Genomic DNA, 14,539 nt, shown 5'->3' on the forward strand with positions numbered 1-14,539 from the left:
ACAGGGCTGCGGTGCCTGCCAGATAAGTTATTTTGTTCATTGTATGTGCTTGCTATTTTGTTATTTCCTGTTTTGAGAATGTCTGAAAATATTTAAGGCACGTGTCGCGCCATTCTTCGGCGTTCTCTACCTGTTCGGCCATTTTTTTGCTTACTTCCATAAAGCGCTGTCTGTCTACATACGGCTCCATCTTGCTCCAAGTCTCGGCAAATCTCTTTGCCTCGGCCACGCCGCGGTTGTAGTGGGCGCAGAGGCTCTGCCATAGCGTCGTGCCGTCTTTCATCTTGTGATTCCAGCTTACGTGGTGGAACCACAGCAGATATTCCTCGGGACAGGTGTTGATGTCGTTGTATATGCTGTCGAACGGATGGCGATACTGGCTTACGGCCTTTGTGCCGTTCATTGTGCGGTCGAAGCCGATGCCGGTGCTGTCGGCCTTATGATAGTATACGGGGCACCATTCTATCGGATATTTTGGATAGAAGCCCTGTGGCTCAGGACCATAGTGGTGGTCGGCCTTGAATATGTGGTGCAGTCCGAGCGGCATCATATAGTCTACACAGGCTTCGCGGCTGCTCATCATAACTTCCTTCATCGGGTTGATGAAAGCTGTGTCGTGTGTGAAAGTCTGTTTGAGCCATTCGTCTGCAATCTGTTCTGACGACAGGGTAGGGTCCCATGCCAGTCGGCCAAAGGCATACCAGTTGGCCTGTGAGAAATGGTGGCCGCACCAGTTGGCGTCATCGCCCGTGTTGGCCACTCCTGCAATGCCGATAAGCTGTTTGGGGCTTACAAAGCTGAAAAACTCTTTCCACATCGGTGCCAGGTACACAAGGTGGCGGCTCTGTCCGAGATATTCCTGCGTAATCTGCAGCTCTGCCATCATCGGTGTATGCTTAATCTGGTCGAACAGAGGAGCATAAGGCTCGCGCGGCTGGAAGTCGAGCGGACCGTTCTTTGTTTGCAGAATAACGTTGCTGCTGAACTTTCCGTCGAGGTCTTTAAACTCTGTAACAGCCTGCATTACGCGGTCTTCGCCCTCATGATTACCGTAAACGAAGCTGCGCCATATGACTAGTCCGCCGTGCGGGGCAAGAGCTTCTGCAAGCATGTTGGCTCCCTCGGCATGTGTGCGGTGATAATCGCCGGGGCCGGGCTGTCCTTCTGAGTTTGCCTTTACGAGGAAACCTCCGAAGTCGGGTATCTCCTTATATATTTCGTTTACCTTGTTTTTCCACCATGTGCGCACGCCTTCGTTTAGCGGGTCGGCTGTCTTCAGTCCGCCCTCAGCCATTGGCGACGCAAAGTTCACCGAGAGATAAACCTTTATTCCGTAGTCGCGGAACATATCTGCCAGCACCTTTACCTTTTTTATATATAAGGTGTTGAGCATCTTGGGCGAAGCGTTCACGTTGTTTATCACCGAGCCGTTGATGCCTATCGACGCGTTTGCGCGGCAATAGGTAGTGAGGCGTTCTTTCAGGGCAAGGCTCATCGTGCCTTTGTCGCCGTTGATTTCGTCCCACTTCCATATGCTCAGGCCCGCATATCCTCGCTCTACAGACCTGTCAAGATTGTCCCAATGGTTGAGTATGCGGTATTTTACGGCAGGATTTTCCTTTATGTTGATGTTGTCAACAGGCATACCGCTGTCCTGCAGGCGCAGCAGTTCGTAGGCTCCGTAGAGCAGTCCGCAGCTGTTTTTCGCCTTTATTGTTATGTGGCCGTTGCTCTTGTCTGTTGTTATCTCGAAGCCTTCTTCGCCGGTTGCCGTCTTGTCTTTTATCAGGCTTACCGGTTTTCCGTGCCAGTATGTGGCAAGTTCTCTTGTGGCTATTTTAGCCGTGTTCGACTTGTCTTTAGTCGTGATTTCACACAGGTCGCTGTTGCGTTGGCTTCTCAGCCAGAGGCGTGAGCCGTCTTCTGCATATGCAACGCATGTGATTGCCGCCATTAGCAGGGCGGTTAAAAATGTCTTTTTCATGATTCCTGTTTTTGCTCTGTATTTTCGTTATGCTCTTTTTTAGCGTATTCAGTAGGCGACATGCCGTAGCGTTTCCTGAACACGGTAGAGAAGTGGGTCTGGTTGTTGAAGCCTACGGCATAGGCCACCTGAGTGACGTTTATCTTCTGCTCCCTTATCAGTCTTGCAGCCTGTTCCAGTCTCAGATTACGGATAAACTCGCCGGTTGATATTCCGGTTATTTCCTTCATCTTGCGGTGCAGCTGTGCGCGGCTTATGCCAACGTCTTCAGCAAGACTCTCAACGTTGAAGTCGGGGTCGGATATATGCTCGTTTATCGACTTCATGATGCGGTTCATCAGCTGGTCGTTGTTGCCCTTCACCTCTATCTGTTCAATCTTGTCCTTCTGTTCCTGTGCGCCCGAATATTTTCCGCGCAGCCTTCTTACGTTGCTGATAAGATTGTCTGTAAGTATGTGCAGCTCAGACATGTTGAACGGCTTTGCCAAGAAGGCGTCTGCGCCTTTCTTGAAGCTTTCGAGCCTGTCGGCAACGTCAGATTTTGAAGTTAGCAATATCACGGGGATGTCGTTTATGCGGCTGTTGGTCTTTATCTTCTTCAGCAGCGTTACTCCGTCCATCTCCGGCATCATGATGTCTGAGACAACGATGTCGTAATGTTCTTTCAGCAGGGCGTCAAGGGCTTCCACGCCGTTGGGGAACGTGTCTACCTTGTACCATTCGCTCATCTCATTCTTTATGTACTGCCTCATTTCCGCATCGTCGTCCACCACCATCATCCTGCAGTTGGTGTATGTGGGCTTTTTAGACAGCATGCTGTTTGAGTTGTCGTCTTCAGGCGAAATTATCTCTTCGGGTTTCAGATGGCTGTTGCCTTTGGGTATACTTATCGTTATCTGTGCGCCCTGCACGTTGTCTGTGCGGTTGGCTGCCTTAATCGTGCCTCCGTGCATTTCGGTTAGCGTGCGGCTCAGGTTGAGTCCTATGCCGGTGCCTTCAAGGCTGATGCCGCGGCTGTTTGGTTCCTGATAGAAACGCTCAAACAGCTTGTCGGTGTTCTTGTTCTTGAAACCCATGCCTGTGTCGAGCACGTCTATTGTTACATGCTGTTCGTCTTCTTTCAGACGTATGGTTATGCTTCCGCTGTCGGGCGTGAACTTGAAGGCGTTCGACAACAGGTTAGATATAATCTTGTCGAAGTTTATCTTGTCTATCCACGCATAGCATGAGCCTGCCTCATGTTCGAAGTTGAATATGATGTTGTGCTGGTCGGCATTATATCTGAACCTTGCGCAAACATCATTTATATATGTTGCCATTTCCGTCTTTTCGCAGTGCAGGTGCATCTGTTTCTTGTCAATCTTTCTGATGTCAAGAATCTGGTTGACAAGCAGCAGAAGCCGCTGTGCGTTGCGGTCGATGGTCTTTATGTCGTTCAGGCTTTCGGCATCGGTCAGTCTCGACTTCAGCTTGTTGAGAGGGCCGAGGATAAGTGTCAGCGGCGACCTGATGTCGTGGGTCGCATTGATGAGGAACCGCATCTTGGTCTCTTCTAATTCTTCGTTCTTGCGGCGCTTGTAGTTTCTTGCGTATAGGTAGATGCCTGTGGCTATTACCATTATGTATATAATCCATGCCAGCGTTGACGCATACCAGGGCGACAGCACTTTTATGGTTACTTTCTTAGTGCTCTTAGATACAGCACCGTTGGCTGTAGCCCTTACCTCAATCTCGTATTTGCCTGGTTTTAGTTTGTTGAATGATATTGCGTTTGTGCCTTCCGGTATGGAAATCCAGTTCTCATTGTCGTTAATCTTATATTGGAATGTAATTTCATCAGTATATTTGAAATTGAGCAATGAGAACTCCAAAGAAAATGTATTTTCATCATACGGCACAACAAATTTATCAGAAAAACAGCTCATCTCCTTGCCGTCGAGGATAAAGTTTGTCAGATAAATCTGTCCAAGCTCCATCTTTGTGTTCTTGATGTCTTTCGGGTAAAATACGGTTATGCCGTCGTCGATGCCGAATACAATTCTGTCATCGCTGAAATGTGCTGCGGCTCCACCGATGTATTCCTTTGTGGCAAGTCCGTTTCCGCGTATATGGCTGATAAATGTCTTTTGTTTATGGTTATACTGCCAAATGCCCATGGCGGTGCTCATCCATATGTCGTTGTTATGGTCGAACACTATGCTGTATATAAAATTGTTTTGGAGCTGTTTTGGCGAGTTTGGAAATGTGTAAAGTGTATGTCTCTTCTTGTTGTAAACATATAATCCAGTATTTGTGCCAAGTAAAATTTTACCGTCTGCCGTTTCGTTGACAGACAGGCATTGTATATTCTTGAAACGTTTGTCTTTTATAACATTAAAGTTAAACGATTTAGTATCCATTACGGATATTCCATTTGTCGTTCCAATCCATAGAAGTCCATCTCTGTCAATATACAGCGTTTTTATCCAGTCGTTGCACAGCACACCTTTACCCTTGTCTTTATCTCTCATGCTGAATTGTATTGTCGAACAGTTTTGAGTGTTATAGACACAGAGACCTTTACTGTAGTTGCATATATAGAGGGTGCCTTTTCCGTCGTCTGTGATATAGTTTAGTCCCCATCCGTCGTATTTTGCTTTCTGATGATATTCTCCGGTATAAGGGTTATATGAGTAAAGTGTGGTTTCGCTGCATAGCCAATAGTTTCCTTGCTTGTCCTTGTATATGGTGTTTGCTCCTGCCGGCGATGTTGGATGAGATGTTATGTTGCCATTTTTATCAAATTTATAAACACCGGTTTTCTGTATTGTTACAAAGATGTCGCCATTGTGTCCGGGGGCAATGGACGATACGCTGCTTCCTAACAAGTAGTTGTGTTGTGAGAAAGTCCAGCTGTTAAAGGCATCTTTCTTTTGTGAAATCATGTAAATACCTTTCTTATAGCAGCTTATCCATATGTTTTTGTCTTTGTCTTCATACATGTTGTTTACATTTGCTGTAGACAAGTCAAATGTCGAATTTTTATCTTTATACGAAATAAGTTTACGGCTGTTTCGGGGTATTATCATCATACCTTTGCCTGATGTACCGATCAGGATATTTCCATTGCTGTCTAATATTGCTTTTCGGATAGAGACAGTCCTGTTAAGTTCACTCATATCGAAACCGGCATCATGTATGGTTCCGTCTTTATATCGATATTCAAGTATGCCATACATGCATACGATATAAAAACTTTTAGCGCCATTCTTTATAAAGCTAATAGCAGGACCATGGCTAAGTTTAAAATCTTTGAATTGTACAGGAACTTTTTCTTTGTTCAGAATAATTCTTGTTATTATTGGCAGATGACTGTTTTGCCATATGTTACCCATGTCATCTTCGAATATTCTGCTTTTATAGTCGTCATTATGACTTTTCCAAAAAGAATTATCCTTAATGATTTTATCTGTGCCTTTGGATATTTTATATAATCCGTATCCGGCAGTGGCAATGAGAATGTCGCCATTGCTCATTTCGAGAATTGTTTCTATTCTTGGTGTGTTGCCGTCTGGACAATGATATCTTTTAAAATCGTTGGTCTTGTAGTTGTATTTCATCAAGCCTTTCTCGCTTCCAATCCAAAATTGCCCTTTTTTATCAACTAAGAAAGATGTTATGTCATTGCTGATTATAGACGTACTGTCGTTGATGTCTGTGAGGTAATGTGTAAATCTGTAACCGTCGAATTTGTTAAGCCCATATTCTGTTCCTATCCATATAAATCCATATTTATCCTGAATTATACATGTTGTCTTGTTACTGGCTAGACGTTCAGACGTATAAAGGTGTGAACCGCTGTCGGCTATTGCCAACAACGATACACACAAATATATAATAAAGTAAATAGCAAGTTTAAAGTTTTTCATATCCGTATGTTGTATAACTACAAAAATAACGAAAAAATCTTAACCGCCAAATTGTTTTATGTTTTATTTGCCTTTATTATGATTACATCGTCCTGAACTTCTCAGATTCTTTCATGTGCAGATATGAATTTTTGTATCCGCCCATGTCTATAACGATTTTTTCAAATACGATGCCCGGATCGTTGGGCGTTATCTTTATTTCATGCATGTTGTCGCTTGTTTTTCCGAGCGGCAGTGTTATTACGCTCTCAACAACTCTGCGGGCAACAGTGGGGTAGTAGACCGTATAGATGTTCTCCGGACTTTCGTTCAGATCCTTGTTGAAGTTTATTGTTTTGGCTTCGCTGCCGTCAATACTGATGTTATAGGTCAGTCCGCCTTTATTGAGGAAGTCGAGAGTTGATTTCACTACGACATATACCTTAACATCGCCAGTGTATTTACCGTCTGTAACGAATTTGTATGTCAGTCCGGCGCCTTCAACCTCCTTGTTGTATGGCCTTAATGATATTCCGCTCAGAGTCCTGCCCATAAATGGAATTACCATCCACTTGGCATCTTTGGCATCAGCCTTGCTGTAAAAATGTTCTGCCTCTATGGCTGCATAGCCGTTGCTTGCCTTGTGTATGAAGCCGCCTTCGGCGTTATTTTTTGCTATTCTGAACACTTCGGGCAACATGTCTTTCTCAAAATCGTCGTTCCAGCTGGTGTAGCCAATGTGCTTCTGGATCATCATGCCGTTCCATTTTCCGCCGGCAATCTCATGATTATATTGCGCGCACAATACAGAGTCGCGTCTGAAGGCTTCTTCCACTTTGTCGGCCCATTTATTTGCATCAGGGTCGTTGTTTTTGTATAGCTTGTGGTTCATGGCCTGTGCGAAATACATCTGGTAAAGGTTGCCCATGGCCTGTATGGGGAACAGGATTATCTCGCGGTATGTGTCCTTATATTCATCTTTCAGTGTGATAAACTGTCGTAGTGCTTCTGCTTCCAGTTTCATATAGTCGTTGACAACCTTTTCCCATTCGCCGGTTTCAAGGTTATATGTGTTGCGGTCAAGCATTTCTGCCGTGATTCTTCCGTTGTACTTGCAGCAGAGGTTAAGCAGGCGTGCGGCTTCTTCTGCCTGTTCGTCGCCAAACTGCTGTTTACAGAAGTCGAGGGTGTGGTCGGTTATGTTGGTTTCGTTATATCTCTTTGGATTCCATGCCATGTCGAGGAACAGGCTTATAGGATATTCCATAGGTTTCAAGTCGCCTACGTTTAATATCCAGATGCGGTCTATGCCGTATTCAGAAGCCAGCGAGAGCTGTTCCCACATATTCTGTGTGGGTGTTACGTTTATCCATTTTGAATTTCTCGGTGCGCCAACGTAATCAACGTGGTAATACAGACCCCAGCCTCCGGCACGTTTTGCTTCTTTTGCGTTTGGCACGCGTCTTACGTTGCCCCAGTTGTCGTCACACAGCAGTATGGTAACGTCGTCCGGCACCTTCATGCCTTTGTCGTAATAGTCCATAACCTCTTTATACAATGCCCACATCTGTGGGGTCTTGTCTGCCCGCTGCTTCGTAACGTCACTGATTATCTGTCTTTGATTGCGTATTATCTTTTCGAGCAGTGCTACGTCAGACTCCTCGCTCATTGCCTCGTCACCGTCGCCTCTCATGCCGATGGTTACAATGTCTTCTGTACCCTGTCGTCTTTCAATTCCTTCCTTAAAGAATTTGTCAAGTACTTCCTGATTTGTGTTATAGTTCCACTTTCCGTATTTGTCACGGTTACGTGCCCATTCCTGATGGTTGCGTGCCATGGGCTCATGGTGCGATGTGCCTATAATCACTCCCATCTCGTCTGCAGTCTTGCTGTTAAGTTCATCGTCAGCGTAGAAGGCCCATCCCCACATGGCCGGCCATAGCAGGTTACCTTTCAGGCGGAGTATAAGTTCGAACACTTTTGCATAGAACTCGTGGTTGCCGTATTCTGTGCCAAAGGTGTTCTTCACCCATGTTGTGAGGCATGGAGCTTCATCGTTGAGAAAAATTCCACGGTATCTTACAGCCGGTTCACCGTCCGTATAGACACCTTTTTTTATATATATATGTTTGTGCTGTTCGATAGGAGTGTCTGCCCAATAGTACCATGGCGAGACGCCAATCTGTTTTGACAGTTCATAAATCCCGTATATCGTACCTCTTCTGTCGCTGCCGGCAATCACCAGCTGGCCGTTGTCGATGGTGATGACATACATCTCTCTCTTTCCCTTCAGCTGCTTCATGTCGTTCTTGCGCTGTTTCATTATTTTGTCTATGGCAGCAGAGTGGCCTATTGTGCCTACAATGATTTTTGCGTTGTTGCTGTTTGTGCTGATCTTTACGTCTGCTCCACAAACTTTGTTGATGTCAGTTGACATGTTGCGTACAGCCGTCATCACACCCTTACAGTCGTTTTGGTCAACAAATATAGTCACTTCATTGTTCTGGTTCAGCAGCATGTCGCCTGCCGAAAAACTGATAAAGCTATTTGCACTAAAAGCTTTTAATGATGCAAAAAAGATAAAGAATACAAATGCTGTAACTACTTTATTTTTCATATTACTAAGGTTTTTTATGCAAAAATACTTACGTAAATATAAAAAACCTAATTTATTTGTTGTAAATAGTTGCCGATGATACGAATTGAAACGCAATGGTAACGAAAATAATCCCCATTTAGAAAACAATGGAGTATTTTTGCAATTGATAAATAATTTTGATTTTGTATAAGCCTGACTGATGTCTGCTTTTTCATCAAGGCTGTGACACCGACGGCTTGTTTCTTTAATATTTAATAACATGAAAAAGTTTTTTATTGTTGCTCTGTTGAGCATTGCAATGAGTGCCAATGCCGGTAATGATGTTAAGGATAACCGGTGGACCGGCACATGGGCAGCGGCACCTCAGCTTGCTGCCGGAAAGGATATGCCTGCCGAGACCGACTTGTCGGGCATGTCGTTGCGTCAGATTGTGCGTGTTTCGGTTGGTGGAGATGTCTTGAGGCTTCAACTTTCAAACGAATACAGCAAGACGCCTGTTGAAATCAAGTCGGTTTACATCGCAGATGCAGAAGATTCGTGTGTTATCGACAAGAGTTCGGCAAAGTATCTTACTTTTGGCAAGAAACGCAATGTTACCATTGAAGCCGGCAAGGCTGTAATGTCTGATGCCGTTAAGTTTGACCTTAAACCGCTGCAGCGCCTTGCCATAACAATAAATTATGGCAGCACGCCTTCAGAAGCCACATCACATCTCGGTTCGCGTACAACGTCATATATTATTAAAGGTGTGTCAAAGCCCGGCAGCGATTTCTCAAAAGGAATAAAGGTAGACCACTGGTACAATATTTCAGCAATAGATATTTGCGGAAATGAAAATAGTGCAGTGGCCGTGTTGGGTAACTCGATAACAGACGGTAGAGGAAGTACTACAAATATGCAGAACCGTTGGACAGACATCCTGGCAACAAACCTGCAGGCCGGCGGAAAGAACCTGGCTGTGCTTAACCTCGGAATTGGCGGTAACTGTGTGTTGAACGGCGGACTCGGTACGCCTGCCATGCAGCGCTATGACAGGGATATCCTGGCACAGAGAGGCGTTTCGGCTGTGGTGATTTTTGAGGGTGTCAACGACTTGGGTTCTATCAACGGCAACAGTGAGGCTATGGCAGCCAAGCTTATTGAGGCTTATCAGCAGCTTGCCAAGAAGGCACGCGAACGTGGATATAAGGTATATGGAGCAACGATAACTCCTTTTGCCGGACATTCTTATTTTACATTCTTCCGTGAGGCTGCACGACAGGCAGTGAACGAGTGGATAAGGACGAGCGGAACGTTTGATGACGTGATAGACTTTGACAAGCTTATGCGCGATCCTTCAGAGCCTTCAAAGTTAAAGGCAGATTTGCAGGACGATTGGCTGCATCCTAATGCCGCAGGATATAAGGTTATGGGTGAGTATGCCGCAAAAATAATAAAATAGCATAATTGGTTTACCTTAGTTACAAAACAAATTTAAATTAAAAAAGATGAGTTCAAACACGATGGAAAACGCAGCCTCGAGAGGCTTTTACAAGCTGTCGTGGCTTCAGCGAATAGGTTTCGGATCAGGTGATTTGGCCCAAAACCTTATTTATCAGACCATATCGATGTATCTGCTTATGTTTTATACAAACGTATATGGCCTCGACCCTTCTGCTGCTGCATTTATGTTCCTGATTGTCAGGGTGGTGGATGTTATCTGGGACCCTGTTGTAGGAACCTATGTCGATAAGCATAATCCAAGGTTTGGCAAGTACAGGTCTTACCTTTTGCTGGCCGGCGTGCCGCTTACGGGCTTCGCCATATTATGTTTCTGGGATGGCTTCTCCGGGTCTTTGCTTTATGCATACATCACTTATGTGGGCATGTCTATGCTCTACACTCTGATAAATGTGCCTTATGGTGCGCTTAATGCGTCGCTGACCCGCGATACGGAAGAGATAACCGTGCTTACGTCTGTAAGAATGTTTCTTGCCAACGTCGGCGGACTTGCCGTTGCATATGGCATACCTATGATTGTGGCAACATTATCGCCCGACGGCAAGATAAATACCGTTGAATCAGCCAATGCCTGGTTCGTAACAATGGCCATCTATGCAGTGGCCGGTCTTGTGTTGCTGCTGTTCTGCTTCACTCAGACAAAGGAACGTGTGGTTATGGATAAGAGTGAGACCGACGATGTTAAGGTGAGCGACCTTTGGGTTGAGTTCCGCCGCAACCGTCCGTTGCGCATTCTTGCCTTCTTCTTTGTAACGGCTTTCGCCATGATGGCAATAGGCAACTCTGCCGGTTCTTATTACATGATTTACAACATACACTCTTCAGCCGACCAGCTGGCTTACTTCATGGCTCTTGGTTCAGTACCGGCATTTATTTTCATGCCTATGGTTCCGGCCATCAAGCGCAAGGTTGGCAAGCGTGGCATGTTCAACATCTTCTTGTCTGTTGCCATTCTCGGTATGATACTTATTTATATTATCTCAATGGTGCCGTCGCTCCGTTCACAGATATGGCTGGTATATCTTGCACAGTTTATCAAGTCTACCGGAGTTATCGTTGCCACGGGATATATGTGGGCGCTCGTTCCTGAGGTTATTTCTTATGGCGAATACACTCATGGCAAGCGTATTTCAGGCATCGTAAACGCCCTTACCGGTATATTCTATAAAGCCGGTATGGCTCTCGGAGGCGTTGTTCCCGGCCTTATTCTGGCTTTTGTCGGTTTCGACAAGAACAATTCTGTTTCGCAGACTGCTTTTGCAGAGCAGGGTATTCTTTGGCTTGTAGCTGTCATTCCGGCCTTGCTGTTAGGCCTTTCAATGTTCATAATTTCAAAATATGAGCTTACAGACGAGGTTATTGACAAGATAAACATGGAAATAGAAAAACGTTCAACTGAAAAAGCTTAATATAAAAATGAAACGAAATGTAGTATTTTTGCTGGCATGTATGTTCGCTATGGCAAGTGCATTGCCCGCTTCTGCCGGAAGCACCAAGACTCTTAAAGATGTATTGGGACGTTACTTCCTAGTCGGAGCGGCCATGAATGTTGACCAGATATGGAACAGGACGCCGGATGAAACAAACGTCGTTAAGAATAACTTTAACTCTATTGTGGCAGAAAACTGTATGAAAGGGGAGGAGATTCATCCTGAAGAAAACCGTTTCTTCTGGGACGATGCCGACCGTTTTGTAAAATTCGGTCAGGACAATGGTCTCGCCATTATCGGTCATTGCCTTGTATGGCATTCTCAGCCTCCTGTATGGATGTTTACCGACGAGCGTGGCGACACCGTTTCACGCGATGTACTCATCGACCGTATGCACGGTCATATTTCAGCAGTTGTAGGCCGTTACAAGGGACGTATCTTGGGATGGGATGTTGTAAATGAGATATTTAACGATGACGGCACCTTCCGTAATTCTCCATATTATCGCATAATAGGTCCTGAATTTGTTGAACTTGCATTTAAGTTTGCCCACGAGGCCGATCCTAATGCGGAACTTTATATCAACGACTATTCGTTGGCAAAGCCAGCAAAGCGCGACGCAGTTTGCCGTATTGTCAGAGAGTTGAAGTCGAAAGGCTACCGCGTTGACGGTATCGGAATGCAGTCGCACAACGGACTCGAATATCCCGACCTTGATGAATACGAGAAGTCGATAGACGCCTTTGCTGCCTGTGGCGTTAAGGTGATGATTACTGAGCTTGATGTAAATGTCCTGCCAAATCCTGAAAAGTTTGGCGGAGCAGAGATAAGCCAGAACTTCAAGTATGCTGATGCACTGAATCCGTATAAGAACGGACTTCCCGAGGATGTTGTAAAAGAGTTTGAAAAGCGTTATCTCGACATTTTCAATATCTACTATCGCCATCGCGGACAGATTTCGCGCGTAACTCTGTGGGGTGTTACAGACACACGTTCGTGGCTTAACGATTTCCCCGTTCCCGGACGTGTAAACTATCCGCTCCTCTTCGACCGCAGCAATAAGCCTAAGCCGGTGGTCGACAAGATTATAAAGATCTTTGAGAAATAAGTTCAATAAATTAAATAGAAACAACTTTTAAAATTAATAATCATGAAAAAAGCAAGATATCTTTTCCCGTCTGATTATATGGCAGACCCGTCTGTACATGTGTTTAACGACAAACTGTATATTTATCCGTCTCACGACTGGGATTCAGGTGCTGCGTTTGATGACGACGGCGGTCATTTCGAAATGAAAGACTATCATGCGCTCACGCTCACTGATATAGAGAACGAAGAGGCTACCGACTGTGGCAAGATTCTCGACCTGCAGGATATTCCATGGGCAGGCAGACAGCTGTGGGACAATGATGTCGTTGAGAAAGACGGTAAGTATTATCTTATCTTCAGCGCAAAGGACAAGAACGATGTGTTCCACCTTGGAGTGGCTGTTGCAGACAGACCGGAAGGTCCGTTTAAGCCGCAGGCCGACCATATTCGCGGATCTTACTCGATAGACCCTTGTGTCTTCAAGGATGATGACGGCTCTATTTATGTATATTTCGGCGGACTTTGGGGCGGACAGCTTCAGCGCTATAAGGACAACAAGGCCATGGGCAAGGAGTATCTGCCCGAAGGAGATGAGCCTGCATTGCCGTCAAGAGTGGTTAAGATGACCGATGACGTGCTGCAGTTTGCCGAAGAGCCGAAGCCCGTGCTTGTGGTTGACGAAAACGGCAAGCCGCTTGCTGCCTCTGATCCTCACCGCTTCTTTGAGGCTTCATGGATGCACAAGTTCAATGGTAAGTATTATTTCTCTTATTCAACCGGCGACAGCCACCTGCTGTGTTATGCCGTTGGCGATAACCCTTATGGTCCGTTTACATACAAGGGGGTGGTTCTTGAGCCGGTGGTAGGCTGGACAACTCACCATTCTATTGTTGAATATAAAGGCAAATGGTATCTGTTCCATCACGACTGTGTGCCCTCTAACGACGTTACATGGCTAAGAAGTCTGAAGGTGCTTGAGCTTGATGTCAACGAAGAAGGCGAAATAAAGACAGCAAAAAGCGAATAATCAGGTGTCTGACTAAGCCTGATTTGTATTAGATTATATCAATTATTCTGGCAGGGCCGCAGTGTTGCGGTCCTGTTTTTATATATGTACGGTTTTGCCTTAGGTACGTTTCGTTTGCAGTGCCGGTTATGCTGCAATGCCTTCTTTTTGGCTTTTACATACAGGATATGCTGCGGTTGATGTATGCGAAAATAGATAGGCGTGCTAAAAATGCGTTGTAATAAATAATGGTAAAAATAAGTCTTTTTGATAACGAACGGCCGCATAAATCATAAGATTTGCGGCCGTTCTCGTTTGCTATTATAAAAAAGTGTATTATGCGTTAAAGCTCTTTCAGCTGTAAAATAGTCAATAGAGTTCTCTCTTTGAGTTCTTTTTTCTCCATCTCTGTAAGAGGGGGAATGTTAAATCTGTTGCCTGACAGAATCCTGTCAGCCATTGTTTTAATGTTCTGTTTTTTTGCCATCTTATATTATTTTATAATATGACGGCAAGCAGTTTGTTTTGTACTCTTTATACAGCCTCATTTCTTGCTGCTAAAAAACGCAATCTTAGCAGACTTCTGTGCATGAGGTTACGCACCGACTGATAGTTTATGCCCATAATCTGGCAGATATCGTCATATTTGCGCTGCTCAATATAGTAGAGCTTTATTATCTGCTGCTGCCTGGGCGACAGGCATTTAACATATTCTGTAAGGGTGCTGTTCTTTTTCTGCTCTTCTTCTATGCGCTCCATGTCGTACGTCTCGCTGTCGAAGAGCGGCTTTACGTTGTTATCGTTAATCTCGTTGTCGCAGACATGAGTGTTGTGTCTGAACTCGTCGTTGATTCTGTTCCTTAATGATACATACAGATACGACTCAATGTTGATCACTGATTCAAGTTCACCGCGTTTGGTGTACAACTTGACAAAGACGTCCTGTATGCAGTCTTTAATCATTTCGCGGTCGGAGGTGAATTTGGTTCCGAATGCGAAAAGGTTATCAATTGTTTTGTCGTAAAGTTCGGTAAAGTTAATCAT

Annotated in this window: 9 protein-coding genes; 4 read left to right on the forward strand and 5 right to left on the reverse strand. The window is 45.0% G+C overall.

The window, feature by feature from the left end; all coding sequences use genetic code 11:
* Window positions 1-52 precede the first annotated feature (52 nt).
* The 3 genes from ACZMIG_RS05740 to ACZMIG_RS05750 form a co-directional block, all read right to left on the reverse strand.
* Entirely contained in the window at window positions 53-1,984 is a 1,932-nt protein-coding gene (locus ACZMIG_RS05740) for an alpha-glucuronidase (protein WP_487889227.1), read from the reverse strand.
* Window positions 1,981-5,892 (reverse strand): two-component regulator propeller domain-containing protein, encoded by a 3,912-nt coding sequence (locus ACZMIG_RS05745; protein WP_487889228.1) that lies wholly within the window; start codon window positions 5,890-5,892, stop codon window positions 1,981-1,983. Before ACZMIG_RS05745 ends, ACZMIG_RS05740 begins: the two co-directional genes overlap by 4 nt.
* Before the next feature lie 82 nt (window positions 5,893-5,974).
* Window positions 5,975-8,488, reverse strand: coding sequence for a glycosyl hydrolase 115 family protein (locus ACZMIG_RS05750; RefSeq protein ID WP_418874551.1), 2,514 nt, complete (start codon window positions 8,486-8,488; stop codon window positions 5,975-5,977).
* A 241-nt stretch (window positions 8,489-8,729) separates the two neighbouring features.
* Here ACZMIG_RS05750 and ACZMIG_RS05755 point away from each other — a divergent pair, with 241 nt between their 5' ends.
* The 4 genes from ACZMIG_RS05755 to ACZMIG_RS05770 are packed head-to-tail and all read left to right on the forward strand — an operon-like array spanning window position 8,730 to window position 13,516.
* Entirely contained in the window at window positions 8,730-9,911 is a 1,182-nt protein-coding gene (locus tag ACZMIG_RS05755) for an SGNH/GDSL hydrolase family protein (protein ID WP_418874552.1), read from the forward strand.
* A 46-nt stretch (window positions 9,912-9,957) separates the two neighbouring features.
* Window positions 9,958-11,379 (forward strand): MFS transporter, encoded by a 1,422-nt coding sequence (locus ACZMIG_RS05760; protein WP_021853755.1) that lies wholly within the window; start codon window positions 9,958-9,960, stop codon window positions 11,377-11,379.
* 7 nt (window positions 11,380-11,386) lie between these two features.
* Window positions 11,387-12,508 carry an endo-1,4-beta-xylanase gene (locus ACZMIG_RS05765; RefSeq protein WP_487889229.1) on the forward strand — a complete coding sequence of 374 codons (1,122 nt, stop codon included), beginning with the start codon at window positions 11,387-11,389 and terminating at the stop codon, window positions 12,506-12,508.
* A 42-nt stretch (window positions 12,509-12,550) separates the two neighbouring features.
* On the forward strand, window positions 12,551-13,516 hold the full coding sequence (locus ACZMIG_RS05770; protein WP_053397920.1) for a glycoside hydrolase family 43 protein: 966 nt from the start codon (window positions 12,551-12,553) through the stop codon (window positions 13,514-13,516).
* Window positions 13,517-13,838: 322 nt separating this feature from the next.
* Here ACZMIG_RS05770 and ACZMIG_RS05775 read toward each other — a convergent pair whose 3' ends face one another.
* Together ACZMIG_RS05775 and ACZMIG_RS05780 are read right to left on the reverse strand one after the other, a co-directional pair.
* On the reverse strand, window positions 13,839-13,982 hold the full coding sequence (locus ACZMIG_RS05775; protein WP_021853758.1) for a hypothetical protein: 144 nt from the start codon (window positions 13,980-13,982) through the stop codon (window positions 13,839-13,841).
* Between the two features lie 47 nt (window positions 13,983-14,029).
* Window positions 14,030-14,539, reverse strand: coding sequence for an RNA polymerase sigma factor (locus tag ACZMIG_RS05780; protein ID WP_053397919.1), 510 nt, complete (start codon window positions 14,537-14,539; stop codon window positions 14,030-14,032).

This window comes from Xylanibacter sp. (genome assembly GCF_057607445.1).